This is a genomic window from Polaromonas sp. P1_F6 (genome assembly GCF_056405695.1).
Genome location: NZ_JBFUBQ010000004.1, coordinates 17,598 through 41,238, shown reverse-complemented (window position 1 = coordinate 41,238; position 23,641 = coordinate 17,598). Strand labels below are relative to the sequence as shown.

Here is a 23,641-nt window from a genome sequence, read left to right as displayed (position 1 = left end):
CCTCCCCTTCAGGGGACGGTGCCTGCGGCCAGGCAAAGCCCGATCCGCGGCACCCGCTGAGGTAACGCGGGGCAGCTGCGGTTGTTAATCCAGTAAAGCGCGGACTACTTCAGTGAAGCCCGCGCCGCGCTCACCCCGCGTGACATAACGCGGCAGGTGCGCCAGCTGCGGCACAAAGCGCGCGATGTTGGCAACGCCCACGCTGTTGGCAAAGGTCTTGAACATTAATTGGTCGTTGGTCGAATCGCCCACATAGACCCATTGGTCCATCTCGGCGTCCAGGTCGCTCTGCCAGAGCTGCCGGACTATCCAGCGCGCGCCTTCGAGCTTGTTGTGGCTGCCATACCAGCCGTTGATGTGGATGCTGCTGACGGTGGCGTGCATGCCCTCGCTTTTCATCATTGCCACCACTGCGGCGATTTGCGCGTCGCTCAGTTGCACAAACTCACTGTGATCGATGGCGATGTCGGTTTCACGGCCCGGCGAGTCGGTGGCGCGGGTGATGCCCGGCATCTCGCGCTCGATGCGCGCCAGCACGGCCTGCATGCGGGCGAAGTTGGCAGCGCGTGTCGCGGAATCCTGTTGGTATATTTTTGATAGCTGATTGCGCAAGGCTGGTGCGGCTTGCGGGGCTTTTTTGTCTAAAACCTGCGCCGGCAGCAGCGCCACCGCACCGTTCTCCGCCACGATGGCATCGACCGGCCAGCTTGCCGCGAAGGGCTCACTCCAGCCTACGGGCCGCCCGGTGATGGCTACCACCTTGAGCCCGGCGGCATTCAACGCACCCAAAGCCTCCAGCGCATCGGCGGTGATCGCTCCCTCGGTGGTCAGTGTGTCGTCGATGTCGGTGAAGACGCCGGTGATCTGTGCGCGCTCGGTGAGCGCCCAGGATGTGAGGTCCTTCATCGTTGCTTTCTCAGTATCTCGATGCCCATCAGAACGGCAATGCCTGTGATCAACAAGCCCGCGATCCCCTGGATCCAATCGTTGAACCACAGTTCCCCGGGCTCGAGCACCGCTTCGGAGGCATTTTCGGGATCGTAGCGCACGGCCACCGTGTCGCCTTTCTTGAACGCAGCCTCGAATAGCTCGGACTCTTCCTTCGAAAGGCAGCTGTCCGCCGCGCGCACACGTTGGCCGGTGAAGGTTCGGCCCTGCACCTTGTAGCTATAGGTGGCAAGCTGCTCATAGCAACTGGCTCGCTTGTCGGACGTGGCCTTCACGCTGGACGAAAGTATTTGCGCGCTGCCTGTTTCCCAATCGAGGGTTTGCAAGGCCCGGTATGCCTTTGATGCGAAGCTGGCGCTCATTCCCGCACCCATGATCAGGAACAAGGCACAGTAGACGGGCGCCAGACGGGGGTACATCAGGCCGCCCCGAAACCTGGATGCCCTACGGAAGAGGGGCGAAAGTGGCGGGCTGCGGACTCTTGCATGGTGAAATTCTCGCATGGTGTGGGCCCCCACGGTCGCTCACTGCGTGTAGCTCCCTGCCCCCTCGAGGGGGCCGCCCGCCTGCGGCCCGGCAAAGCCGAAAAATTGGCACACCCCTATCGGGCTCACTGTGTGTAGCCCTTTTCCCCTTGCAGGGGACTGAGCCTGCGGCCCGGCAAAGCCGGTTCCGCGGCCCATGCGGGTTGAAGCGCTCTTTGGGCGCGATCGGTGATGGCGTATTTCACCAGCGGGGGCCGAGGGTCCGGCTTCGCCGGCCCCAGGCGCCGCCCCCTTGAGGGGGGAGCAGGCTACACGAAGTGAGCCTGAACGGGGGAGTTCGGTATAATCGTGGCTTCCTGAGGAGCGTTGCAAGCCACACCATGTGGACCAGGCTCAGGACTTCATTGCAACCACGCTCACCCGCAAGTGCTCTCTCAAGCCGGGTGAATGACTGAATTCCCCCGCTGTTTCGAAAGCGCCTTGCCCGTGGCGATTTTGCCCAGTTGACGTTTGAATTTGGAGAACCGTATGAGCGCCGTCCTGAAACCTTCCACCGACTACACCATTGCCGATATTTCGCTTGCCGCCTGGGGCCGCAAGGAACTGAACATCGCGCAAACCGAAATGCCTGGCCTGATGGCCATCCGCGAAGAATTCGCGAAGGCGCAGCCGCTGAAGGGCGCGCGCATCACCGGTTCGCTGCACATGACGATCCAGACCGGCGTGCTGATCGAAACCCTGCAAGCCCTGGGCGCTGAAGTGCGCTGGGCTTCGTGCAATATTTTCTCGACACAAGACCACGCCGCCGCCGCGATCGCCGCCGCCGGCACGCCGGTGTTCGCCATCAAGGGCGAAACCCTGGCCGATTACTGGGACTACACCCACAAGATCTTCGAATTCAGCGGCGCCAAGGGCACGCCTGAAGAAGGTCCCAACATGATCCTGGACGACGGCGGCGACGCGACGCTGCTGATGCACCTGGGCACCAAGGCCGAAAAAGACGCGAGCCTCATTTCCAAGCCCGGCAGCGAAGAAGAAATCTGCCTGTTCAATTCGATCAAGGCCAAGCTGGCGCAAGACCCGACCTGGTACAGCCGCCGCCTGAAAAACATCATCGGCGTGACTGAAGAAACCACCACCGGCGTGTTGCGTTTGAATGAAATGTCGGCCAAGGGCACGCTGGCCTTGCGCGCCATCAACGTGAACGATTCCGTCACCAAGAGCAAGTTCGACAACCTGTACGGCTGCCGCGAATCCCTGGTTGACGCGATCAAGCGCGCCACCGACGTGATGGTCGCCGGCAAGGTCGCACTCGTGGCCGGTTACGGCGACGTGGGCAAGGGCTCCGCACAAGCCTTGCGCGCACTGAGCGCCCAGGTGTGGGTGACCGAGATCGACCCCATCAACGCCCTGCAGGCCGCGATGGAAGGTTACAAGGTCGTGACCATGGAATACGCTGCCGACAAGGCTGACATTTTTGTGTCCGCCACCGGCAACAAGAACGTCATCACTTATGAGCACATGGCGAAGATGAAAGACCAGGCCATCGTCTGCAACATCGGCCATTTCGACAACGAGATCGACGTCGCATCGCTCGAAAAATGCACCTGGGAAGAGATCAAGCCGCAAGTCGACCACGTGATCTTCCCGGACGGCAAGCGCATCATCCTGCTGGCCAAGGGCCGCCTCGTGAACCTGGGTTGCGGCACCGGCCACCCGAGCTTCGTGATGTCGTCGAGCTTTGCGAACCAGACCATCGCGCAGATCGAGCTCTTCACCAAGAAAGATGCGTACGAAGTGGGCAAGGTTTATGTGTTGCCCAAGCATCTTGACGAAAAGGTTGCCCGTTTGCACCTGAAGAAGGTTGGCGCTGTGCTGACTGAACTGAGCGACGAGCAGGCTGCGTACATCGGTGTCTCTAAAGCCGGCCCGTACAAGGCCAACACCTATCGCTACTGATTTTTCCTGGCTACTGCGCGACCCGATAGCGGCGTTGCGGGTCCCGATCAGGCAATCCTCATGCACCTCAAGTGCATTCCGGTTGCCTGGCGCCCGCGCCTTGCTCTCGGGCCGCTCGCTACGCCCTTAAGGCTGTTGCTGGAATACCGGAAGACACTACATGCGCGCTGACCTATTCCTCGTCGAACACGGCCATGCCGCCACCCGCTCGCAGGCCCAGCGCCTGATCGCTTCGGGGGTGCAGTGGCGTCCTGAAGCCGACGCTGCCTGGAAGAAGGTCGCCAAGAACGGCGACGAGATTCCGCCCGGCGCTGAGCTGCAGTTGCTGGACACCACCGAAGCCAAGTACATCTCGCGCGGCGGGCTCAAGCTCGAAGGCGCGCTGAAAGCTACCGGCCTGAAGGTGGATGGCTTGCGCTGCCTTGACGTGGGCCAGTCCACCGGCGGCTTTACCGACTGCCTGCTGCAGCACGGCGCCATGCAGGTGGTGGGCGTCGATGTGGGCCATGGCCAGCTGCACGCCAGCCTGCGTGAAGACCCGCGTGTGGTTTGCGTCGAGGGTCTGAATGCCCGTTCCATGACCGCCGCCGACCTGGTGGCCGGCCATGCAGGCGACAGCGGCGACATGGATTTTCCGGATGACTTCGATGGCGATGGGGATGACGCCGACCTGGACGAAGCGAGCCTGGCCGCAGAAGCCAACTTCGACTTCCTGACGGGTGATTTGTCCTTCATCTCGCTCACGCTGGTGTTGCCCGCCGTGGTTCGCCTGCTCAAGCCCGGCGGCGACCTGCTCATGCTGGTCAAGCCGCAGTTTGAATTGCAGCCCGGCCAGATCGGCAAGGGTGGCATTGTGCGTGACCCGGCGCATTTCGAGTTTGTCGAAAAGCGCTTGCGCGATGCCTGCGCATCGCTGGGGCTGGAAGTGAAAGCCTGGCTGGCGTCGCCGATTGAAGGCGGCGACGGCAACCGCGAATTTTTTATCCAGGCTGTCAAGGGCCAGGACGTGGCGGGCGAAGACCAGCCGCTGCCGGCCGCACCGCAGCGCAAGATTGCCAAGCGCGTGCCACGCAGCGAAATGCGCGCCTCCCGCGCGCCGCACGAAGACTCCGAACTTGCGCATGCCGGCCAGCCTGGCCCTGCGCGTGGCAAGCGGCGTGACAGCAAAACCGACACGACAAATAACGACGAGTGAGATCCGTGATGAGCCTGAATCTTCCCCTCAGTTTTGAATTCTTCCCGCCCAAGACACCTGAAGGCGCCGAGAAGCTGCGTGTGGCGCGCCAGGCGCTCTATGCGCACAAGCCCGAGTTTTGCTCGGTGACGTTTGGCGCGGGTGGTTCCACGCAAGACGGCACTTTCGGCACGGTGAACGAAATCCTGGCCGAAGGCGTGGCGGCGGCCTGCCATTTCTCGTGCGTGGGCGCCACCAAGGCCACGGTGCGCCAGCAGCTCACCACCTTGCAAATCATGGGTGTGAAACGCCTGGTCGCCCTGCGCGGTGACCTGCCCAGCGGCTACGGCGCGGGCGGTGAGTTCCACTACGCCAGCGACCTGGTGGCCTTCATCCGCGCTGAAACCGGCGACACTTTCCACATCGAAGTGGCCGCTTACCCGGAAATCCATCCCCAGGCCAGATCGGCCGATGCCGACTTGCAGGCCTTTGTGCAAAAGGTCAAGGCCGGCGCCAACTCGGCCATCACACAGTATTTTTTCAACGCCGACGCCTACTACCGTTTTGTCGACGACGCGCAGGCTCTGGGTGTGGACGTGCCCATCGTGCCCGGCATCATGCCCATCACCAGCTCTACGCAACTCATGCGCTTTTCCGATGCCTGCGGCGCCGAGATTCCGCGCTGGATCCGCCTGCGCCTGCAGGGCTTTGGCGACGACACCGCGTCCATCAAGAGCTTCGGCCTGGACGTAATCACCGGCCTGTGCGAGCAGCTCTACGCCGCAGGCGTGCCCGGCATTCATTTCTACACGATGAACCAGGCCGCAGCGACGACCGAAATCATCGGGCGACTGCAGCGCGCCTGAGGCTACACGCCATGCAGCAGGGTGCACGCCGGTCTGCCGTCACCCTCAGTGCTGCGGTGCTGCTGGCCTTGCTGGCCGCATGCACCACGCCGCCACCCAACAAGCCATCCACCGTGCCGGGTGCTGCTGCACCGGCGCCGCGTCCTTCACGTCCCGCCACCGATGCATCACCCGCGACCGGTGAGATAGCCGACGAGGTGCAGCCTTCTGCCGCTGCACCCAGGCCGTCGCTGCTGGCCGGCGAAGTGCCCCGCGAATTCCAGCGCGGCCAGGCTTCCTGGTACGGCCCGCGTTTTAACGGCCGGCGCACCGCCAGCGGAGAACGCTTTGACATGCAGGAGTTCACCGCTGCGCACCGCACGCTGCCTTTTGGCACCATGGTGCGTGTGCACAGCCTGGTCAACGGCCGTGATGTGGACGTCCGCATCACCGACCGCGGACCCTACAGCGGCAACCGCATCATCGACCTGAGCCGCGCCGCGGCGGAAGAGCTCGGCATGTTGGGCATGGGGCTGAAGGAAGTTGTGCTGCTGGTGCCGGAGTCCACACCGGAGGTCGCGACGACACCCGCGCCTGCGGTCCGGAAGCGCCCGCCTGCAAGGCGGCGCCCAGCGGCGCCGCGTACGCCGCGCTAAATCGCCCCGCTGACGAGGCGCGTTCGCTCAGTTCACAAAAGTCACGTCGTCCCTGGCCTGCGGCGGGATCTTGATGGCCAGCGCCTTGACGGGCCCGCTGGTCACCAGCGTGCCGCCGTGTGCCGTGCCTTTGGGAATGATGATCAGCGTGCCCGGCTTGAACTCCTTGCGCTCGCCGCCCAGCCACATGGCACCGCTGCCTTCGATGATGTACTGGATCTCGTCGGTTTTCGGGTGAATGTGTTTGGCCACATTGCCGGACTGAATGCCGATGGTGGCGTTGTCGGTGATGACCAGCCCTTTCGCATTCATTTCAGGGTTTGGGGTGCCGGGAATGTCGCCGTGCTTGAGCGCCGCAAGGTCAATCATCGCCGGCGCCAGGGGCACGGCCTGCGCATGCGCATCGGGCAGGGCGTGCTGGGCCAGCGGCGACAGCGCAATCCCGGCCACAAAGGCAACGGTGACGGAAAAGCCGAGGACGGTGGTGGTGTGGCGCATGGAATCCTTTTTGTGGGGTGTTGTGTATGGGCGGGCCAGTATGCCCATGTTGCGACGGGCTTGCCAATAGCGGTGACCCGACCCGGCAACCGGTCGTTTCGTTTCAGCGCAAATCCCGCTGCCACAGCTTGGGTTGTATGTTGGGAGTGCTATATATTTGATAGCTTATTGCGCTTGTCTGGATTGGCCTGAAGGCTGTTTTCATGCTGAAAATAGCCTTGAAACCGGCGAAAAACAGCTTTAGCTCGCACATGAACGTTTGCGGAGCCGCTTTTGACGCTGTTTTGGGGCTTTTTCACGCATGAGATTGGCCTCTAGCCCAATAGATACAAGCGCAAGCAGCTACGAATTCGATAGCAACCTGCCGGCACAAACTGGTGTCGGGTCAGGTCAGCGTTCGACGGCTACACCCGATTTCACCCGGCTGCACACAAGGTCAATCCGGTCGCCAGCGCAAATCGTTTCAATTTATTAGAATTTCAGTAATTCCTGAAAATTCAATAAACCAAAGAGGCCCTGCGCCATGAACCTTGCCCCCTTAACCCAGCGATTTGTCCTCCATTTCGGTGAAATGGGCAGCCGTTGGGGCATTAACCGGACTGTTGGGCAGATTTATGCCTTGCTGTACGTCTCGCCGCGGGCCCTGAATGCCGACGAAATCGGCGAGGCGCTGGCGTTTTCGCGCTCCAACGTCAGCATGGGGCTGAAGGAATTGCAGTCGTGGAACCTGGTGCGGCTGCAGCACCTGCCGAACGACAGGCGCGAGTATTTCAGTGCGCCGGAAGACGTCTGGGCCATCTTCCGCACACTGGCCGAGGAACGCCGCAAGCGCGAGATTGACCCGACGCTTTCCATGCTGCGCGATGCGCTGATGGAACACCCGGCCAACCAGGACGACATTCACGCCCAGGCGCGCATGAAGCAGATGCACGATTTGATCGAGCTGATGACAGGCTGGCTGGCCGATGTGCAGAAGATGGACTCGGCCACGCTGATGAGCCTGATGAAGATGGGCGCCAAGGTGCAGAAGCTGCTGGAGGTCAAAGACAAGGTCGCCAGCAGCATGAAGGCCGGTTTGACAGGCCGCACCGCATCCAGCAAAGTGGCGGCGAAGCCTTCCGGCGAGCTTCCCGGCCCAGCAGCACCCGCTGCCAACCTTCCCGACGAAAACAGGAGTTGATGATGGACGGTTTAGACGCATTCCTGTTGGCCCGCATCCAGTTCGCGGCCAACATCACCTTCCACATTCTGTTTCCCACCATCAGCATTTCGCTGGGCTGGGTGCTGCTGTACTTCAAGCTGCGCTTCGTGAAAACCAAAGCGCAATACTGGATGGACGCCTACCAGTTCTGGGTGAAAATTTTCGCGCTGACCTTTGCCCTCGGTGTGGTCAGCGGCATCACCATGAGCTTCCAGTTCGGCACCAACTGGCCGGGCTACATGCAGAAAGTGGGCAACATCGCCGGGCCGCTGCTGGCCTACGAAGTGCTGACGGCCTTCTTTCTGGAGGCCACCATGCTGGGCGTGATGCTGTTTGCGCGTGAACGCGTGAGCGAAACCATGCACACCATCGCCACGCTGCTGGTGGCGGGCGGCACCACGCTGTCGGCTTTCTGGATATTGGCGCTCAACTCCTGGATGCAGACGCCGGCGGGTTTTGAAATGATCAACGGCCAGGCGCATGTGACGAGCTGGTTCGAGGTGATCTTCAACCCGTCCTTTCCTTACCGCCTCACGCACATGCTGCTGGCGTCGGGGCTGACGGTGGCATTTCTGGTGGCGGGTGTTTCGGCCTACCGCTGGCTGCGCAACGATCGCGGGGCAGAAGTCATGGCCGGCCTGAAGACGGGCATCTACATGGCTGCGATGCTGATTCCGCTGCAGATCGTCGCGGGCGATCAGCACGGCCTGAACACGATGGAACACCAGCCGGCCAAGCTGGCCGCCATGGAAGGCATCTGGAAGACCGAAAAAGGCGTGCCCGCGATTCTGTTCGCATTGCCGGACGAAAAGGCCAAGGCCAACCACTACGAAATCGCAATTCCCAAGCTGGCCTCGCTCTACCTCACGCACAGCCTGGACGGCGAGGTCAAGGGCTTGAACGAGTTCGAGGGAAAACATCCGCCGGTTGCGCCGGTGTTCTGGGCGTTTCGCATCATGGTAGGCGTGGGCATGCTGATGTTGGCCGTGAGCTGGGCCAGTGTGTTGCAACTGGCCCCATGGAAGAAGGACCCGGCGCGCACGCTCACGGTGTGGCATGCCCGCGTGCTGGTCGCCATGACATTCGCCGGCTGGATTGCGCTCATCGCCGGCTGGTATGTGACCGAAATCGGCCGGCAGCCCTGGCTGGTGACGGGTGTGCTGACGGCGGCTGAGGCGGCTTCAAAAGTGCCGGCGCCGCGCATCGCGTTGACGTTGACGCTCTACCTCGCGCTGTATGCGGTGCTGCTGGTGTCTTATGTGTCGGTGGTCTTCTACCTCGCGCGGCACAGGAAACATGCGGACAAACCGTTCGGCGATGACAGCACCGCCGGTGCGACCGAGAAGGACCTCAACGTTGTGAACTACCCCGAAAAAGAAGGAGCTCCCCATGCTTGACCTTGCCCCTGACCTGACGCAAGCCGCCGGCTGGATGCCCATTGTTTTCCTGGTGGTGATGGGCCTGGCCATGCTGGCCTATGTGATTCTTGACGGCTACGACCTGGGCGTGGGCGTGTTGATGCGCACCGCCGGCGATGATGACAAGGACACCATGATCGCCAGCATCGGCCCCTTCTGGGATGCCAACGAAACCTGGCTGGTGCTGGGCGTAGGCATCTTGCTCACGGTGTTTCCGTTGGCGCATGGCGTCATCCTGGGTGCGCTGTATTTGCCTGTGGCGTTCATGCTCATCGGCCTCACGCTGCGCGGTGTGGCCTTTGACTTCCGCGTGAAGGCGCGCGCCAGCCACAAGCCCTTGTGGAACCGCATGTTCTACACCGGTTCGCTGCTCGCAAGCTGGTCGCAGGGCTACATGCTGGGTTCGCTGATCACCGGTTTTGCGGCGACCTGGTGGACGATTGTGTTCAACGCCGTCATCGGCGCGGCGCTGGTCGCGGCGTATTGCCTGCTCGGCGCCGGCTGGCTCATCATCAAATCCGAAGGCGAATTGCAACTGCAAGCCGTGCGCTGGGCCAGGCGCAGCCTCCTGTTCACCGTGATCGGTATCGGCGCCATCTCGGTGGCCACACCGCTGGTGAGCCAGAGCATTTTCGACAAATGGTTTTCGTTTCCGAACATCGTGCTGCTGCTGCCAATCCCGGCGGCCACGGCGGTGCTGTTTGGCGTGATTTTCCGCAGCCTGCAGCGCCTGCCGGTGCGCCTGGCACAAGGCAATGAATACGGCGCATGGGTACCTTTTGGTGCGACGGTGGGCGTGTTTTTGCTGGCCTTCTACGGCCTGGCTTACAGCCTCTTCCCGTGGCTGGTGATCGACAAGCTGACGATCTGGCAGTCGGCCAGCGCGCCCGAGGCCATGGGCGTGATCCTGGCCGGCGCAGCGGTGGTGCTACCGATGATCATCGGCTACACCGTGTTCGCTTACCGTGTGTTCTGGGGCAAGAGCACTGCATTGAAGTATTAGCCCCACGGTCGCTCACTGCGTGTAGCTCCCTGCCCCCAAGGGGCCGCTGCGCCTGCGGCCCGGCAAAGCCGGTTCCGCGGCCCTGCTTGGTTGAAGAGTTCTATGGGCGCTACCAGCGGGGGTATTCACCAGTGGGGGCCGAGGGTCCGGCTTTGCCGGCCCCAGGCGCCGCCCCCTGAAAGGGGGGAACGGGCTACACGAAGTGAGCCTGGACGGGGGTTACAAACTGATCTCAGGCGCGGGCGCGATGGATTCGAGTTCGAGCAGAAAGGCTTCGGCTGATTCGTAGCGGTGCTCGGGGCTTTTGGCCATCAGCTTGTTGACGACGCCTTGCAATTCCGCATGCACTTCGGGAAGTGCGGGGGTATCGGCATTCAGGTGTTTGGCCAGCAGCAGCTCGAGCGATTCGGCAACGTAGGGCCTGCGGTTGGCCAGCATTTCGAACAGCATCACACCCAGGCTGTAGAGGTCGGACTGCGCCGTCACTTTGCGACCGGTGGCCTGCTCGGGGCTCATGTAGTAGGGCGTTCCCACGACGTCGCCGTGGTGGGTTTGGGTCAGGCCCATGCTGGGGGCCTGCAGCATGGATTTGGCGATGCCGAAGTCGGCCAGCGCCACGCTGCCATCGGCGCGCAGCATGACGTTTTCAGGCTTGATGTCGCGGTGAACAATGCCGTGCGCGTGGATGGCCGACAGCGCCTGGGCGACCTCGCGCGCCACCGTCAGCGCCTGCGAGCGGGCCAGGTCGGGCCCGAACAGGCTGCGCAGGTCACCGCGTTCGAAGTACTCCATCGCGATGTAGGCGTGCTCGTCGGTGAATCCCTGGTCGTAGATCTTGATCACGTGCGGATGGTCGATCTTGCAGAGCAGGGCGTATTCCTGGATGAAGCGCACCAGGTGTTCCGAGGCTTCCTTGCCCCGAGAGTCCAGCACTTTGAGCACGATCGGCAGGCCGTCGGATTCACGTTCGCTCAGGTAGACCTCGGTCATGCCGCCGGCGCCGATCTTGCGCGTGATGCGGTAGCCCTTGAGGCGTACCGCCTCGCTGCTGGCGTCAAAGCGCAGGTCTTTCAGGGCCGAGAGCTTGGCGTCCAGCGCGCCCTTGACCGCGCGTGCGGTGATGTCCGAATTGGCGCGCACGGCGTCGCTGATCTCGCTGGCGCGCTCGGTCAGGCTGGCCATGCCATGGATCTTGTCGTCCATGGTGGTGATGAGGCCTGTGACCTCGGCCACATCGATGGCGAGGTTGCGCCCGGGCAGCGAGAGCGAGGTGTGGATGCCGGTCTGGATGCCGGTGCCGGCTTCGCCGAGCGTCTGCTCGCTGGCCATCACTGTCCAGCCCTTTTCTTCGGTGGCGTCTTCCAGCCGCGAGGCCAGGGTTACGGTTTCGCCCACGGGCGTGAGTTCCTTGGTCTGCTGCGTGCCGAGCTGGCACAGCGTGACGGCGCCGCTGTGGATGCCGATGCCCATGGCAAACGGCGGCAGCGCGCGGCCGCCGAAGCGCTGCTCCAGCCAGTCGCGGAATTCGTGCGTGGCCAGTGCCATGGCAAGGGCCGCAGAAATAGCGCGGCGCGGGGCCGGCAGCGGCGAACCGGTGAGGGTGTCGACAAACACCGCCATCAGCCCATCGCCGACAAACTTGATGTGCCGACCACTGTTTTTCAGTACCGGTTCGGAGATACGTTCAAAATATTCGGTGAGCAGTTGCGACACTTCCGCAGCATTGAGTTTTTCAGCCAGCGAGGTGAAATTGCGGATGCTGGCCACCAGCACAGTGGCATTGGCCAGTTCTTCGGTTTGCGCGCTGGCCGGAATATCAACCGGTACGCTGTCGGGACGGCTGCCGCTGATGCGGCTGGCAAAAGCTGCACGCAGGCGTTCTTCGCCGGCGGCAACACCCGAGTCGATGGCTTCACGCACCCGTGCTTTTTTCTTCAGCTGTGCATTGACGGCGTCGAGCAGTTCTGCGCGGCTGAAGGGTTTTGACAAATAATCGTCGGCGCCGGCCGTCATGCCGCGGCGCATGCTCTCGCGGTCGTCCAGCGCGGTCAGCAACATGAAGGGGGTGTTGACCAGCAGCGGGTCGGCGCGCACGGCTGCCAGCAGTTCAAAGCCGTTCATGCCGGGCATGCCGACGTCGGAGACGATCAGGTCGGGGCGGCTTGCGCGGGCCTGCTCCAGGCCTTGCCGGCCATCTGCGGCCGCGGCCGTTTCAAAACCTTCAAGTTTGAGCAGCCGCACGATGTTGCTGCGGATGGCGTCGTCGTCCTCAACGATCAGGATCAGGGTCATGGGGTTCCTTGAGAAATGGGCAGGCTGATCGTGAACTGTGTGCCCGTTCCCGGCATGCTTGCCACCTCGATTTTGCCGTGATGCAGGTCAACGGCGTGTTTGACAATGGCCAGGCCCAGTCCGGAACCCTGGCGGTTGCCTACATTGGAGCCGCGGTGAAAGCTCTCGAACAGGCGCGGCAGGTCCGAGGGCGGAATGCCGATGCCTTCGTCACTGACGCGCAGGATCAGGTGGTCCCCGGACTCGTCCTGCCGGCGGTCCAGCGTGAGCACCACCACACTGCCGGCGGGCGAATATTTGCAGGCGTTGGCCAGCAGGTTGCTGGCAATGTGCCGGACCAGCCGTTCGTCGAGCATGACCAGCTGTGAAAAAGCGTCGTGGCCGATAGGGGCTTCAAATTCAATCGCATGCTGGCCGGCGTCGCTGGTGTGCATTTCGGTCACGAGCTTGCGGCACAGCGCYGCGATATCCAGCGGTTTCAGGTTGAGCTTGAGTTTGCCGGCGTCGGCCTGCCCGACGGTGAGCATGTCTTCAAGCATGCCCTGCATGCGTTTGACCGCGATCACCAGGTCGGCCATGATGTCCTGGCGCTCGCGGTGCGTGATTTTTTCGCCGTAGTGTTCGATCAACTCTGCGGACGACAGGATCGTGGCAAGCGGCGTGYGGAATTCATGCGAGGCCATCGACACAAAGCGCGTCTTGAGCTCACCCAGCTCGCGTTCGCGCGCCAGGGCCCGCCGGGCTTCTTCGTCGGCTACCTTGCGCCGGGTGATGTCCACGTAAGTCCACACCGAGCCTTCCTGCGGGCGGTTGCGGTCGAGCGCCGAGCCGTCAAGCTGAACCCAGATCAGCTCACCGCTTTTGCGGCGCATGCGCGTTTCCAGCGAGAACGATCCGGTTTGCGCGATCTGCGCGTAGGCGAGTTCGCCGGTACGTTCGAAATCCTCGTCACTGGGATAGTGAACGCGCGTCTCCTTGCCCAGCAGCTCGGCCGGGCTGTAGCCGAGCATGGCGGCCAGCGTGCGGTTCAGCCACTGGTGGCGCCGGCTTTTGAGGAAGGTGACGCCGACGGCGGTGGTTTCGAGGATGGCTTCGCGCTGCGTCAGCGCGGTCTTGAGTTCTTCGTCCAGCCGGCGGCGCTCGCTGATGTCGGACATGAGCACGAGCAGGGCAGGTTCGCCGTCCCATTCAATGCGCGTGCCGTAGATGCTGGCCCATCCGGTGCGCAGGTCCGGCGCCATGGTCTCGCGCGGTGGCGTGATGAAGCGGGCCTCGTAGGCGCTGACCATGGTGCCTGACTGCATGAGCTCGCGCTGGCGTTGCACCATGCCGCGGTCGTCGGGATGGATCAGGTGCATGGACGGCAGCCCGGTGAGCGTCAGGCCGAACATGGACTGGGCGCTGGTATTGGAAAAGCGCACGATGCCTTTTTGCACCACCAGGATCACGTCGTTGACGTTTTCCACGACCGCCCGGTAGCGCTCGGCGGCTGATCGGGTCAGGGCCTCGAGTCTTTTGCGCTCGGTGACATCTTTCAGGAAAAAAAGGTCCGCCGGCGCACCTTCCCAGTCCACCAGCACGCCATTGATTTCCACCCAGGAAATCGTGCCGTCGTCGCGCTGGAATCTCGCCTCAAAAGCCGGGACGACGTTGCCGGCGGCGCGCAGCTTGTGCTTGCCGGAAACAAAGTTGCGGTCTTCCGGATGGATGAACTCGATCATGGGCCGGTCGGCCATGGTGCCGACCTCTGTACCCAGCAAGGCCAGGCACGGCGGATTGGCAAAGCGCAGCAGGCCTTCCTGCCCGACGCAGATGTTTTCGGTTGCGAGGTCCACCATCGTCTGGTAGCGCGCCAGCGATGCACGAAGCTCCTGGGTGCGAAGCGCAACCCGGCGCTCGATTTCACTTTCCATGTCCTCTGGCGTGCCCATCGCCATCCCGCTTGCTGAGTCGGCGTTGACTCCCTTTTCCGCCGGTCTGGCCGTTTTCCCACGCACGCGCGGTCCACGGCCCGGCGTATCCGGGGCGGCGGATGGGAGAGCTTGAGCCTGGACGGGCATGTTAGTGGTGGAGCACCGAGGGAGCGGGGAGAGCCAAGAGGAAAGGAAGAAAAGAAAGCGGAAATCAGGACACAGGAAGCAGGGGAAACACGGCGGGACAATGGAGGCGCAGACTTTGGGAAAGTTTACGGGGCAACCTTGCCACAACTCACTGCGGCGGTAAAGACAGGAAAGTCTGGGCGCACAACACAGCCAACCTGGCATAACCGGCTGGCGGTGCCGGCTGCCATGCTCCCCTTGCAGGGCGTCGTCCTGAAAGCCCTAGCCGCCATGCTCCAGCGTGAAGCCGGCATTGCGGTCTTGCCCCAGCAGGGCCACCATTTGCGGCAAGGCCGCTTGCAGCTCTGCCTTGAGGGTGTGGGGCGGGTTGATGACAAACATGCCGCTGGCAGGAAGGCCTGGCCGCACCACGTCACCGGCGGTATCTGTTGTTAATTTGCTCGATTTCACCGTTAAAGCGGCATTCAGCCAGCTTCGGCTGGCTTTCACGGCCAGCGTCTTGAGCTTGCGGGGCAAGTCATGGGCTTCCGGCCGCGGAATGATGGGGTACCAGACGACATAGGTGCCAGTGGCGAAGCGCTTGACGGCGTCTGCCATGCAGGCCGACACACGCGCATAGTCGCTTTTCATTTCATAGCTGGGGTCACACAGCACCATCGCCCGGCGGGCGGGTGGCGGCAAAAAGGTTTTCAGCGCTTCAAAGCCGTCTTCGCGCGAAACCGCCACCTGGCGGCCGACACCCAACTGTTCAATGTTGCCGGAAAGCGACTTGAAATCGGTGGGATGCAATTCAAACAACTTGAGCTTGTCGCGCCCGCTCAGGAATTGCTGCTCGATGAAAGGGGAGCCCGGATAGATCTTCAGGTGCGCGATGTCGCCGCTTTCGGCGAATTGCGGGTTCAGGCCGCGCAGCAGGTCGATGTAGTCCTGCAGGGCAGGCGCCCAGCCGCCTGCGGCTGGTTTGGTGGTGGCGGGTTTTGCTATGGTTTTAGGAGCTGCTTGCGCACGCTGTACTTGGGCTGGAGCCGGCTTTGTCTGGGAAACAGGTTGGGAAAGCAGTCTGAAAATGCCCTCTTGAGCTTCCCCGCTGGTTTCGGTGTAATCTCCGTCAAGCCGGTACAGGCCCGCGCCTGCATGTGTGTCGATCACGGTCAGCGCCGTGTCTTTCTGGGTCAAATACTTCATCAACGCGATCAGCGTGGTGTGCTTGAGCACGTCGGCGTGGTTGCCTGCGTGGAAGGCGTGGCGATAGGAAAACATGGGTCTATCCTACCTTCTTGCATGGGGGAAATGCCTCATACCCGGCTGAATATTGACGCAAGTCCTTGATTTTTCATATAATCGTGGGCTCTGCAGCGCCTAGTGGTTCCGCGGCAGAGCTTGAAATACTGCCTAAGAGGTTCTCATCAGAAGAACACCGACCGCAGAAAAGAACCCGACAAACCATTTTTTCGAAAGAAAACTCATGAAAACGTTCAGCGCAAAACCCGCTGACGTGACGCACGAGTGGTTTGTGATTGACGCGACCGACAAGGTCCTCGGACGAGTAGCCAGCGAAGTTGCTCTCCGTTTGCGCGGCAAACACAAGGCCATTTATACGCCTCACGTCGATACCGGTGACTTCATCGTCATCATCAATGCAGCCCAGCTGCGCGTCACCGGCGCCAAGTCGACTGACAAGATCTACTATCGCCATTCCGGTTATCCAGGCGGCATCACTGCCACCAATTTCCGCGACATGCAAGCCAAGCACCCCGGCCGCGCTTTGGAAAAAGCCGTCAAGGGCATGCTGCCCAAGGGCCCGCTCGGCTACGCCATGATCAAGAAACTCAAGGTGTACGGTGGTGCAGAGCACCCGCATACCGCCCAACAGCCTAAAGTGCTGGACATCTAAGGAGCCATTGATGATTGGTGAATGGAACAATGGCACCGGCCGTCGCAAATCCAGCGTCGCCCGTGTGTTTATCAAAAAAGGCACCGGCAAGATCACGATCAATGACCGTGACATCCAGGTGTTCTTCGGTCGTGAAACCTCGATCATGATCTGCCGCCAGCCCCTGTTTCTGACGAACCACGTCGAGACGTTTGACATCATGGTCAACGTCCACGGCGGCGGCGAGTCCGGCCAGGCCGGCGCAGTGCGCCACGGTATCACCCGTGCCCTGATCGATTACGACGCAACGCTCAAGCCGGCCCTGAGCCAGGCTGGCTTTGTGACCCGCGATGCACGTGAAGTCGAACGTAAAAAAGTCGGTTTCCGCTCAGCTCGCCGCCGCAAGCAGTTCAGCAAGCGCTAATCCGCTCTCGCTGTTCCCCAAAAGCCGCCTGGTTCACCTGGCGGCTTTTTTCATGGCCGAAGCATTTGTGTGGCGCCCGCAACGCCCTGTCAATGCTTTGTAAGCGTTTAGTTTTCCTGATGCAAAGCCTTACCCGGCTTTACGGCTGAATCGGGCGGTTCAGCGGATGTCTGCGTGCACAATGCAGCTCCTCGAACCGAAAACTGCAGGGCCCCCGATTTGAAATTTCGCCTGTTTCGCCGCCGGCTGACGATCAGCTCTCCGCGCATGTCGGTGCGCAGCTCGCTCCCCTGGCCCTTGCGGTGGATCGCCGGTGCCCTGATGCTGGGTTTTTCCGCAGCGGTCGCCCTCTGGGCCTTCGAGTTCGGCAAGGGGATTGCGGGCGTGGATACCGATGCCAGGGAAGAGATCAGCGTGTTGCGTCAGGAAGTGGTCACTTTGCGTGCAGACCGCGACAGGGCGCAATCGATTGCCAATACTTCAGGCAGCCTGCTCACGGCCGAAAAAGCGGTGCAGGAAAAGATGATGAGCCAGATCCGGCAGCTGGAGAGCGACAACCGCAGCCTGCGTGACGACCTGGGATTCTTTCAGAAGCTTTTGCCGGCTGGTAGCGCCGAGGTTGTCGCCATCCGCAGCCTGCAGGCCGAGGTATTGTCGGGAACCCAGCTCAAATGGCAGGTCCTGGTGATCCAGCCCGTCAAGGGTGCACCTAATTTCAACGGGAAACTTGATCTGACGGTTCATGGCACGCAGGACGGAAAACCCTGGACGATGACTTTGCCCGGCGGACCGCAAACTTTACAGTTCAAACAGTACCTTCGTGTGGAAGGTGTCCTCGACTTGCCCCCCCAAGCCATGGTACAAACAGTTACAGCTAAAGTCATTGAGGGGACAGCGGTCAGATCTGCCCAGACCTTCAAGCTTTGAGAATTCCCCCGATTTCCCTTCCACCGCCACCCCCAGCACAGGAACCTTTGTATGTTTGGAAAAAAGAAGCAGCCGCCCATCAAAAGCCTGATCGCCCAAGGCAGCTGCATTGAGGGCAACCTGAAATTCACCGACGGCCTGCGGATCGACGGTGAAGTGATCGGCGACATCCGCGCCGCCGAAGGCAGCTCCAGCATTCTGGTGATCAGCGAGTCCGCCATCGTGACTGGCCATATTCATGCCGACCATGTGATCATCAATGGCCGGGTGATGGGCCCTGTCCACGCATCCGAGCTGCTTGAATTGCAGCCCAAAGCCAAAATCGAGGGCGATGTGTCTTACAAGGCGCTTGAAATGCACCAGGGTGCCGTCATCTTTGGACAGTTGCGCGCTACAAGCCACGCGGAGCTGGAAGAAAAACCCACGCTCAAACTGGCCGCCAACAACATCTGATTGATTGGGGTTAATTGAGCGAGTAAGCGCTCACAAATAGACCGAACGGCCTAACACGCATGGGCGTTATGGTTGATTGAATTGCTGTACTATTTGCCCATAAGTGTCGCCAGAGGCCTGAACGCCTCGAATCGCGAACCCTGATTCGCTTTATGTATTGGAGTCCCCATGAGTGCCGTTGCCGAAAATATCCAGACCGAAATGCCCGCGCCCTTTGTCTTCACCGACAGCGCCGCGTCCAAAGTGGCTGAGCTGATTGCTGAAGAAGGCAACCCGGATCTGAAGCTGCGCGTCTTTGTGCAGGGCGGGGGCTGCTCCGGTTTCCAGTACGGTTTCACCTTCGATGAAATCACCAACGAAGACGACACCACCATGACCAAAAATGGCGTGTCCCTGCTGATCGACGCCATGAGCTACCAGTATCTGGTGGGCGCCGAAATCGACTACAAGGACGACCTTGAAGGCGCGCAATTCGTCATCAAGAACCCCAACGCCACCAGCACCTGCGGTTGCGGATCCAGCTTCTCGGCCTGAGGCGGAACTCAACGCCTTCGCTTTAAAAGCCGCCTTCGAGGCGGCTTTTTGCTGTCCGGCCATCCTCTTGTCTTCTTGATTCCCCATGCGGTGAACCAAGTTCGCCTTTTCGCATCTCTCATCCATGCAGGCAGAAGAAAAATCATTGCGCATGCTGCTCTGGCTGGTGGCCATCGGCTTTTTCATGCAGACGCTGGACGCCACCATCGTCAACACCACCTTGCCGGCCATGGCCCGCAGCTTTGGCGAAAGCCCTTTGCGCATGCAGTCGGTGGTGGTGGCCTATTCCCTCACCATGGCCATGCTGATTCCCGCGTCCGGCTGGATCGCCGACCGCTTTGGCACGCGGCGGGTGTATGTGGGGGCGATCTCGCTGTTCGTCATTGGCTCCATCGCCTGCGCGCTGTCCGGCAACCTGATGCAGCTGGTGGCGGCGCGGGTGGTGCAGGGGATGGGCGGGGCGCTGCTGCTGCCGGTGGGCCGGCTGGCGGTGCTGCGCGCCTTTCCGCGTGAGCGCTTTTTACAGGCCATGAGCTTCATTGCCATTCCGGGCCTGGTTGGCCCGCTGATCGGGCCCACGCTGGGCGGCTGGCTGGTCCAGGTGGCTTCCTGGCACTGGGTGTTCCTCATCAACATTCCGGTGGGGGTACTGGGCTGCGTGGCGACGCTTTTCTACATGGAGGACAACCCACGACTTCAAATGCCGCGTTTCGACTTGCCGGGCTACCTTTTGCTGGCCTTCGGCATGGTGGCCGTGTCGCTGGCGGTGGATGGGCTGTCGGGCCTGGGCCTGAAACAGGCCAGCGTGCTGGTGCTGCTGGTGTTTGGCATGGCCAGCCTTACCGCGTACTGGCTGCATGCCGCCAAACGGCCTGACCCGTTGTTTTCGCCGCGGCTGTTCTCGATTCCCACACTCAGCATCGGACTGCTGGGCAATTTGTTCTCACGCCTGGGCAGCTCGTGCATGCCTTTCCTGGTGCCACTCCTGCTGCAGGTCAGCCTGGACTATTCGCCGTTGCAGGCGGGAATGATGATGGTGCCGGTTGCCGTGGCGAGCATGCTGGTCAAGCGCGTCACCACACCGCTGATCACGCGCTACGGCTATCGCAGGGTGTTGGTGAGCAACACCGCGCTGGTGGGCCTGACGATGGCGAGTTTTGCTTTCGTGACGCCGGCGCAGCCGCTGTGGCTGCACATCCTCCAGCTGGCGTGTTTTGGCGCGGTCAACTCGATGCAATTCACGGCGATGAACACCGTGACCCTGCGTGACCTGGACAGCAGCATGGCCAGCAGCGGCAACAGTTTGCTGTCGATGGTGCAGATGCTGGCGATGAGCATGGGCGTGGCCGCCGCGGGCGCGGTGCTGGCCGCGTTCACCGGCTTCTTCGGCGCGGGCGAGGCCGTGCAGACGCTGCATTCCTTCCAGGCAACGTTCGCCGCGATGGGGCTGATCACGCTGGCGTCGGCGGGGATTTTCTGGCAGCTGTCGCCGCAGGTGAGGGTGGTGAAGAAGGCTGAAGCGACCGAGGCTTCGGGGCAGGGCTAGTTTTATCTGCCGGCAGCCGCGTCAACTCACCAGTGCCAAGGCTGCAAAGTCCCCGACCCGTTCGCCCAGCCCGGCCGTCACCAGTTCAACGCCATCCGTCAGGGCGGGCAGCTTGCCCTGTATCTGGGCCCGAAGGCGCGGCAAAAGATAGTCGTGGTGATTCAGGAACACGCTCCCTCCGAGGCTGATGCGCTGGAGATCCAGCGTGACCACAAGGTTGTAAAGGGCGCGACCCATCACCCGGCAAAGCTCGTCGACCATCACCGTTGCGCTGGCATCGCCCGCGCGCGCGGCGGCAAAGAGGTTGATCGCGCCGGCGTGGCCCGCGCCGGCAAACCGCCGCTCTATCGCATTGCCGGCCACCAAGGCTTCCAGGTCGCCGATATTGCCGCAGCCGCACAGCGCGTCATGGCTGTCGCTCACAAACATGTGGCCGGCGTGGCCCGCATTGCCGTGCTTGCCGTGCAGCACCCGGCCATCAACACACAGGCCAACGCCGACGCCGGTGCTCCAGGTCACATAGGCGCAGTGCTCCAGACCCTGCAGGGCGCCCCAGCGGCGCTCGGCCTCGAGTGCGGCGATGCCGTCGTTTTCTACGCGTACGTTGGGAAAGGCCTGGCGCAGCGGTGCTTCCAGCGGCACGCTGAGCCAGTCGTTGGGCAGGCCACGCGCCTTGCCGGCCATGCCGCCGCAGATGTTTGGGGTTGTCAGCTCGATCAGACCGTCGTGCAGCGCAAACGGTCCGCACGATGCGACGCCCACTGCCGAAACGGCTGAGGGATCGATGCCCGCCTCGGCGCAGCTGCGTGCCATCAACACCAGAACCTGCTGGCCCAGTGCGTCGCGGCTGCCCTGTTTGACGGTGGCTTCGGTCACCCGGCCCCGCACGCCGTGCTCATCGGCCACGCTGACGGCCACCTTGGTTCCGCCTACGTCAACGCACAGCAAGGGTGCGGAGCCTTTGGGCAGCACGGGAATCTGAACGGGTGTCGGGAAGGGGGAGTTTGCGTTCAAGGCCGGGTCTCCAGAGGTGGGCCGATGGATGGATCAGTCAATGCGCATTGAGGATAGATGCTATCTGTCATCAGAGGGGGTGCGCGTAGTCTTTTGGCGTGATTTGTTTCATATGAGTTTGGCAACCAGCGTGGCGATCAGGCTCAGCAACACCGTGGTCGCCAATGGAATAAACCATTCCCGGCCAAACAGCCTGAAGCGGAAATCGCCAGGCAGCCTGCCGAAGCCCAGCTTGTGCAGCCAGGGCGTGAGGCCGCTGATGACTACCAGGACCAGGAAAATCACGATCATCCAGCGAATCATGGAGGTGCTTTCATGTGGGGCATTGTGGCGTGGGGCTCTACAGGGTGTGGCTTCTGTCGCCCTGAGAAAACCCCGATGCTTCCCATCCTGAATAAGGAGCGTCCGGAGAATCCACCGCAAACCCGATCACCTTGAACAGCTCACCCATTTCATGTTCGTTCACCAGCTTTTGCAGCATCGCCCGGTCCTGCAGGCTGGCGTTTTCCATGCCGTCCAGCAAGCCGCAATTGAGCAAAAACCGCCCCTGGCTGGTATAGCCCAGCACCTGCAGGCCGGCTTCCTGCCCTGCCAGGGCAACGCCGGTGAAGTTGACATGCGCCGTGATGTCCTTGTTGCCCACATCCGCCAGCGTATCGGCATCGGCCAGGTGGCCGCGGTGGCACATCAGCGTGCCCATGCTGCGTTGCGGATGGTAGTACTCGTGTTCGGGGAAGCCGTAGTCGAGCAGGAACACGGCGCCGGCGTCCAGCCGGTCGGCCAGTGTCCGCATGAAGCCTTCCGCCTGCGGATGGATTTCTGTGACGTAATCGTGTTCGCCTTCCACTTCAATGGGAGGCCGGAGATCGGTCGGGCTGTCGGCATGGACAAATCCTCCCTCAAGGCGGGCCACGCCGCGCTCGTGCCAGATGTTGTTGAGCCGCGCGAGCAGCTTCACCGGCATGGCGTCCAGCACTTCGTTGCCCACCACCACGCCCCGCATCTGCGCCGGGAGCTCCGCTACCCAGTCCACCTTGCCGGCAAAAGCCTGCAACCGTTCCTGCTGGCGCTCGCGCAGGCTGCCCGACAAATCGACGATGCGGTACTGCGTGACCGAGTCGCCCAGCGCATCCAGCAACTGGTGCGCCAGGGCGCCCGAGCCGGCGCCGAATTCCCAGATTTCCGTGGTGCCGGTTGCCGCCAGGGCTTCTTTCACCTGCCGGGACAGCGCGCGGCCAAAGTGGGCGGACATCTCTGGGGCCGTCGCAAAATCGCTGCCCGACTGCGGCATCAGGCCGAATTTGCGCGAGGTATTGGCGTAATAACCCCAGCCGGGCGTGTAAAGCGCCATGTCCATGAAACGGTCAAACCCGATCCAGCCGCCGGCAGCGTCAATGGCCTTGGCGATGTGGTCGGCAAGGCTGGTCGGTAAAATGGGGGGATTGGTCGTCTGGGTCATGTTTGTCACCGCCTGCAATTGTCGGCGATACGTCCCTGACCTTTTTGCCAACCCTAACCACCCATGACCCCAACCCCGCCATCATCCCGACCCGTTGTCCTCGTGACCGGCGCCGCCAGGCGGCTGGGCCGCGACATCGCGCTGGCGCTCGCGGCCGGCGGCTGGCAGGTGGCGGTGCATTACCGCAGCTCCGAAGAAGATGCTATTAAAACAGTAGCTGCTTGCGCACAACTGTCGGGCGCTGCAGCCGCTTTTCATGCAGATTTAAACGACGAAACGGCGGTGCGCGGCCTGTTGCCGGCCGTGGTGGAGCGCATGGGCCAGGTCGATGCCGTGGTGAACAACGCCTCGACCTTTGAGCAAGACAGTGCCGCCAGCTTCGGTTTCGCCGCCATGGACCGGCATCTGCACAGCAACACCGGCGCCGCCATCGTGCTGGCCCAGGCCCTGCATGCGCATGTGGCCTCGCGCGGTGCCAGGGGGGCCGTCGTCAACCTGCTGGACCAGAAGCTCTGGAACCAGAACCCCGACTTTTTCAGCTACACGCTTTCCAAGGCCGCGCTGGAAGCGGCCGGCACCATGCTGGCGCTGGCGCTGGCGCCGCAGGTTCGTGTGGTCGGCGTTGCGCCGGGGCTGACGCTGACCAGCCACCTGCTCACCGACGAACAATTCGAGGCCCGTCACAAACTGTCGCCGCTGGGCCGGTCGTCCACCCCCGCCGACGTGGCGGCCGCGGTGAAGTTTGCACTGGAGAACAGCTCCATCACCGGCACCACGCTGCTGGTGGATGGCGGCCAGCACCTGATGAAGTTCGAGCGCGATTTTTCGCTGATGTAAGCCATCGGCAACGGCTTACACATCACCACAACTGA

Annotated in this window: 23 protein-coding genes and 1 riboswitch; of the genes, 14 read left to right on the top strand and 9 right to left on the bottom strand. The window is 62.1% G+C overall.

The genetic code is table 11. The annotated features are described in order from the left end of the window. Positions 1–84 precede the first annotated feature (84 nt). Together AC1DY9_RS13525 and AC1DY9_RS13520 are read right to left on the bottom strand one after the other, a co-directional pair. Positions 85–906, bottom strand: a complete 822-nt coding sequence (locus tag AC1DY9_RS13525) for an HAD-IIB family hydrolase (protein WP_477666791.1) — start codon at positions 904–906, stop codon at positions 85–87. Continuing rightward, a complete protein-coding gene (locus tag AC1DY9_RS13520) occupies positions 903–1,334 on the bottom strand; it encodes a DUF3592 domain-containing protein (RefSeq protein WP_457306586.1) in 432 nt (143 codons plus the stop codon). Before AC1DY9_RS13520 ends, AC1DY9_RS13525 begins: the two co-directional genes overlap by 4 nt. A gap of 451 nt (positions 1,335–1,785) precedes the next feature. After that, positions 1,786–1,858: riboswitch (S-adenosyl-L-homocysteine riboswitch) on the top strand. A gap of 103 nt (positions 1,859–1,961) precedes the next feature. Between AC1DY9_RS13520 and ahcY the strand changes: the two genes are divergently transcribed. The 4 genes from ahcY to AC1DY9_RS13500 all read left to right on the top strand — a co-directional run bounded on the left by ahcY (position 1,962) and on the right by AC1DY9_RS13500 (position 6,067). Next, positions 1,962–3,392 carry an adenosylhomocysteinase gene (gene ahcY / locus AC1DY9_RS13515; RefSeq protein WP_457282886.1) on the top strand — a complete coding sequence of 477 codons (1,431 nt, stop codon included), beginning with the start codon at positions 1,962–1,964 and terminating at the stop codon, positions 3,390–3,392. Positions 3,393–3,552: 160 nt separating this feature from the next. Continuing rightward, complete coding sequence (locus AC1DY9_RS13510) at positions 3,553–4,587, top strand: TlyA family RNA methyltransferase (protein WP_477666790.1); 1,035 nt, start codon at positions 3,553–3,555, stop codon at positions 4,585–4,587. Between the two features lie 8 nt (positions 4,588–4,595). Then, entirely contained in the window at positions 4,596–5,432 is an 837-nt protein-coding gene (gene metF / locus AC1DY9_RS13505; protein WP_457282888.1) for a methylenetetrahydrofolate reductase [NAD(P)H], read from the top strand. Between the two features lie 11 nt (positions 5,433–5,443). Then, a complete protein-coding gene (locus AC1DY9_RS13500; protein ID WP_477666789.1) occupies positions 5,444–6,067 on the top strand; it encodes a septal ring lytic transglycosylase RlpA family protein in 624 nt (207 codons plus the stop codon). A 27-nt stretch (positions 6,068–6,094) separates the two neighbouring features. On the opposite strand, the gene AC1DY9_RS13495 is transcribed toward AC1DY9_RS13500, so the two are convergent. Further along, positions 6,095–6,565 carry a cupin domain-containing protein gene (locus AC1DY9_RS13495; protein ID WP_457282890.1) on the bottom strand — a complete coding sequence of 157 codons (471 nt, stop codon included), beginning with the start codon at positions 6,563–6,565 and terminating at the stop codon, positions 6,095–6,097. Between the two features lie 523 nt (positions 6,566–7,088). On the opposite strand from AC1DY9_RS13495, the gene AC1DY9_RS13490 reads away from it, so the two are divergent. From AC1DY9_RS13490 to AC1DY9_RS13480, 3 genes are read left to right on the top strand one after another with little or no spacing between them, the layout of a single operon-like run. Continuing rightward, a complete protein-coding gene (locus AC1DY9_RS13490; RefSeq protein ID WP_477651344.1) occupies positions 7,089–7,745 on the top strand; it encodes a GbsR/MarR family transcriptional regulator in 657 nt (218 codons plus the stop codon). Positions 7,746–7,747: 2 nt separating this feature from the next. After that, a complete protein-coding gene (locus tag AC1DY9_RS13485) occupies positions 7,748–9,163 on the top strand; it encodes a cytochrome ubiquinol oxidase subunit I (RefSeq protein WP_457282892.1) in 1,416 nt (471 codons plus the stop codon). Beyond that, positions 9,156–10,187: a cytochrome d ubiquinol oxidase subunit II gene (locus tag AC1DY9_RS13480; protein WP_457282893.1), complete on the top strand. Its 1,032-nt coding sequence runs from the start codon at positions 9,156–9,158 to the stop codon at positions 10,185–10,187. The genes AC1DY9_RS13485 and AC1DY9_RS13480 overlap by 8 nt, the downstream gene beginning before the upstream one ends. Before the next feature lie 219 nt (positions 10,188–10,406). Here the strand turns inward: AC1DY9_RS13480 and AC1DY9_RS13475 are convergent, their stop codons facing one another. The 3 genes from AC1DY9_RS13475 to AC1DY9_RS13465 all read right to left on the bottom strand — a co-directional run bounded on the left by AC1DY9_RS13475 (position 10,407) and on the right by AC1DY9_RS13465 (position 15,799). Further along, a complete protein-coding gene (locus AC1DY9_RS13475; RefSeq protein WP_457282894.1) occupies positions 10,407–12,479 on the bottom strand; it encodes a protein kinase domain-containing protein in 2,073 nt (690 codons plus the stop codon). Beyond that, positions 12,476–14,392 (bottom strand): sensor histidine kinase, encoded by a 1,917-nt coding sequence (locus tag AC1DY9_RS13470; protein ID WP_477666788.1) that lies wholly within the window; start codon positions 14,390–14,392, stop codon positions 12,476–12,478. The genes AC1DY9_RS13475 and AC1DY9_RS13470 overlap by 4 nt, the downstream gene beginning before the upstream one ends. 408 nt (positions 14,393–14,800) lie before the next feature. Further along, positions 14,801–15,799, bottom strand: a complete 999-nt coding sequence (locus AC1DY9_RS13465) for a 23S rRNA (adenine(2030)-N(6))-methyltransferase RlmJ (protein WP_477666787.1) — start codon at positions 15,797–15,799, stop codon at positions 14,801–14,803. A 205-nt stretch (positions 15,800–16,004) separates the two neighbouring features. Between AC1DY9_RS13465 and rplM the strand changes: the two genes are divergently transcribed. From rplM to mdtD, 6 genes are all read left to right on the top strand, one after another. Next, entirely contained in the window at positions 16,005–16,433 is a 429-nt protein-coding gene (rplM, locus tag AC1DY9_RS13460) for a 50S ribosomal protein L13 (protein WP_007867557.1), read from the top strand. 10 nt (positions 16,434–16,443) lie between these two features. Further along, complete coding sequence (rpsI, locus tag AC1DY9_RS13455) at positions 16,444–16,836, top strand: 30S ribosomal protein S9 (protein WP_007867568.1); 393 nt, start codon at positions 16,444–16,446, stop codon at positions 16,834–16,836. Between the two features lie 219 nt (positions 16,837–17,055). Beyond that, positions 17,056–17,763: a DUF6776 family protein gene (locus AC1DY9_RS13450; RefSeq protein WP_477666786.1), complete on the top strand. Its 708-nt coding sequence runs from the start codon at positions 17,056–17,058 to the stop codon at positions 17,761–17,763. A 51-nt stretch (positions 17,764–17,814) separates the two neighbouring features. Continuing rightward, entirely contained in the window at positions 17,815–18,216 is a 402-nt protein-coding gene (locus AC1DY9_RS13445; RefSeq protein WP_477666785.1) for a bactofilin family protein, read from the top strand. A gap of 168 nt (positions 18,217–18,384) precedes the next feature. Further along, positions 18,385–18,750: an iron-sulfur cluster insertion protein ErpA gene (gene erpA, locus AC1DY9_RS13440; RefSeq protein ID WP_122955163.1), complete on the top strand. Its 366-nt coding sequence runs from the start codon at positions 18,385–18,387 to the stop codon at positions 18,748–18,750. Positions 18,751–18,874: 124 nt separating this feature from the next. After that, on the top strand, positions 18,875–20,296 hold the full coding sequence (gene mdtD, locus AC1DY9_RS13435) for a multidrug transporter subunit MdtD (protein ID WP_457282899.1): 1,422 nt from the start codon (positions 18,875–18,877) through the stop codon (positions 20,294–20,296). 21 nt (positions 20,297–20,317) lie between these two features. On the opposite strand, the gene AC1DY9_RS13430 is transcribed toward mdtD, so the two are convergent. From AC1DY9_RS13430 to AC1DY9_RS13420, 3 genes are all read right to left on the bottom strand, one after another. After that, positions 20,318–21,274, bottom strand: coding sequence for an ROK family protein (locus AC1DY9_RS13430; protein ID WP_457282921.1), 957 nt, complete (start codon positions 21,272–21,274; stop codon positions 20,318–20,320). 144 nt (positions 21,275–21,418) lie between these two features. After that, positions 21,419–21,613 carry a DUF2905 domain-containing protein gene (locus AC1DY9_RS13425; protein WP_457282900.1) on the bottom strand — a complete coding sequence of 65 codons (195 nt, stop codon included), beginning with the start codon at positions 21,611–21,613 and terminating at the stop codon, positions 21,419–21,421. Between the two features lie 37 nt (positions 21,614–21,650). Beyond that, positions 21,651–22,769, bottom strand: coding sequence for a class I SAM-dependent methyltransferase (locus AC1DY9_RS13420; RefSeq protein ID WP_477666784.1), 1,119 nt, complete (start codon positions 22,767–22,769; stop codon positions 21,651–21,653). Positions 22,770–22,832: 63 nt separating this feature from the next. On the opposite strand from AC1DY9_RS13420, the gene AC1DY9_RS13415 reads away from it, so the two are divergent. Next, on the top strand, positions 22,833–23,606 hold the full coding sequence (locus AC1DY9_RS13415; protein ID WP_457282902.1) for an SDR family oxidoreductase: 774 nt from the start codon (positions 22,833–22,835) through the stop codon (positions 23,604–23,606). The last annotated feature ends 35 nt before the right edge of the window (positions 23,607–23,641 follow it).

Bases quoted from the DNA above. Each gene is read 5' to 3' on its own strand.
- AC1DY9_RS13525 (WP_477666791.1), bottom strand. From the start codon at position 906: ATGAAGGACCTCACATCCTGGGCGCTCACCGAGCGCGCACAGATCACC.
- ahcY (WP_457282886.1), top strand. From the start codon at position 1,962: ATGAGCGCCGTCCTGAAACCTTCCACCGACTACACCATTGCCGATATT.
- AC1DY9_RS13510 (WP_477666790.1), top strand. From the start codon at position 3,553: ATGCGCGCTGACCTATTCCTCGTCGAACACGGCCATGCCGCCACCCGC.
- metF (WP_457282888.1), top strand. From the start codon at position 4,596: ATGAGCCTGAATCTTCCCCTCAGTTTTGAATTCTTCCCGCCCAAGACA.
- AC1DY9_RS13500 (WP_477666789.1), top strand. From the start codon at position 5,444: ATGCAGCAGGGTGCACGCCGGTCTGCCGTCACCCTCAGTGCTGCGGTG.
- AC1DY9_RS13495 (WP_457282890.1), bottom strand. From the start codon at position 6,565: ATGCGCCACACCACCACCGTCCTCGGCTTTTCCGTCACCGTTGCCTTT.
- AC1DY9_RS13490 (WP_477651344.1), top strand. From the start codon at position 7,089: ATGAACCTTGCCCCCTTAACCCAGCGATTTGTCCTCCATTTCGGTGAA.
- AC1DY9_RS13485 (WP_457282892.1), top strand. From the start codon at position 7,748: ATGGACGGTTTAGACGCATTCCTGTTGGCCCGCATCCAGTTCGCGGCC.
- AC1DY9_RS13480 (WP_457282893.1), top strand. From the start codon at position 9,156: ATGCTTGACCTTGCCCCTGACCTGACGCAAGCCGCCGGCTGGATGCCC.
- AC1DY9_RS13475 (WP_457282894.1), bottom strand. From the start codon at position 12,479: ATGACCCTGATCCTGATCGTTGAGGACGACGACGCCATCCGCAGCAAC.
- AC1DY9_RS13465 (WP_477666787.1), bottom strand. From the start codon at position 15,799: ATGTTTTCCTATCGCCACGCCTTCCACGCAGGCAACCACGCCGACGTG.
- rplM (WP_007867557.1), top strand. From the start codon at position 16,005: ATGAAAACGTTCAGCGCAAAACCCGCTGACGTGACGCACGAGTGGTTT.
- rpsI (WP_007867568.1), top strand. From the start codon at position 16,444: ATGATTGGTGAATGGAACAATGGCACCGGCCGTCGCAAATCCAGCGTC.
- AC1DY9_RS13445 (WP_477666785.1), top strand. From the start codon at position 17,815: ATGTTTGGAAAAAAGAAGCAGCCGCCCATCAAAAGCCTGATCGCCCAA.
- erpA (WP_122955163.1), top strand. From the start codon at position 18,385: ATGAGTGCCGTTGCCGAAAATATCCAGACCGAAATGCCCGCGCCCTTT.
- mdtD (WP_457282899.1), top strand. From the start codon at position 18,875: ATGCAGGCAGAAGAAAAATCATTGCGCATGCTGCTCTGGCTGGTGGCC.
- AC1DY9_RS13425 (WP_457282900.1), bottom strand. From the start codon at position 21,613: ATGATTCGCTGGATGATCGTGATTTTCCTGGTCCTGGTAGTCATCAGC.
- AC1DY9_RS13420 (WP_477666784.1), bottom strand. From the start codon at position 22,769: ATGACCCAGACGACCAATCCCCCCATTTTACCGACCAGCCTTGCCGAC.
- AC1DY9_RS13415 (WP_457282902.1), top strand. From the start codon at position 22,833: ATGACCCCAACCCCGCCATCATCCCGACCCGTTGTCCTCGTGACCGGC.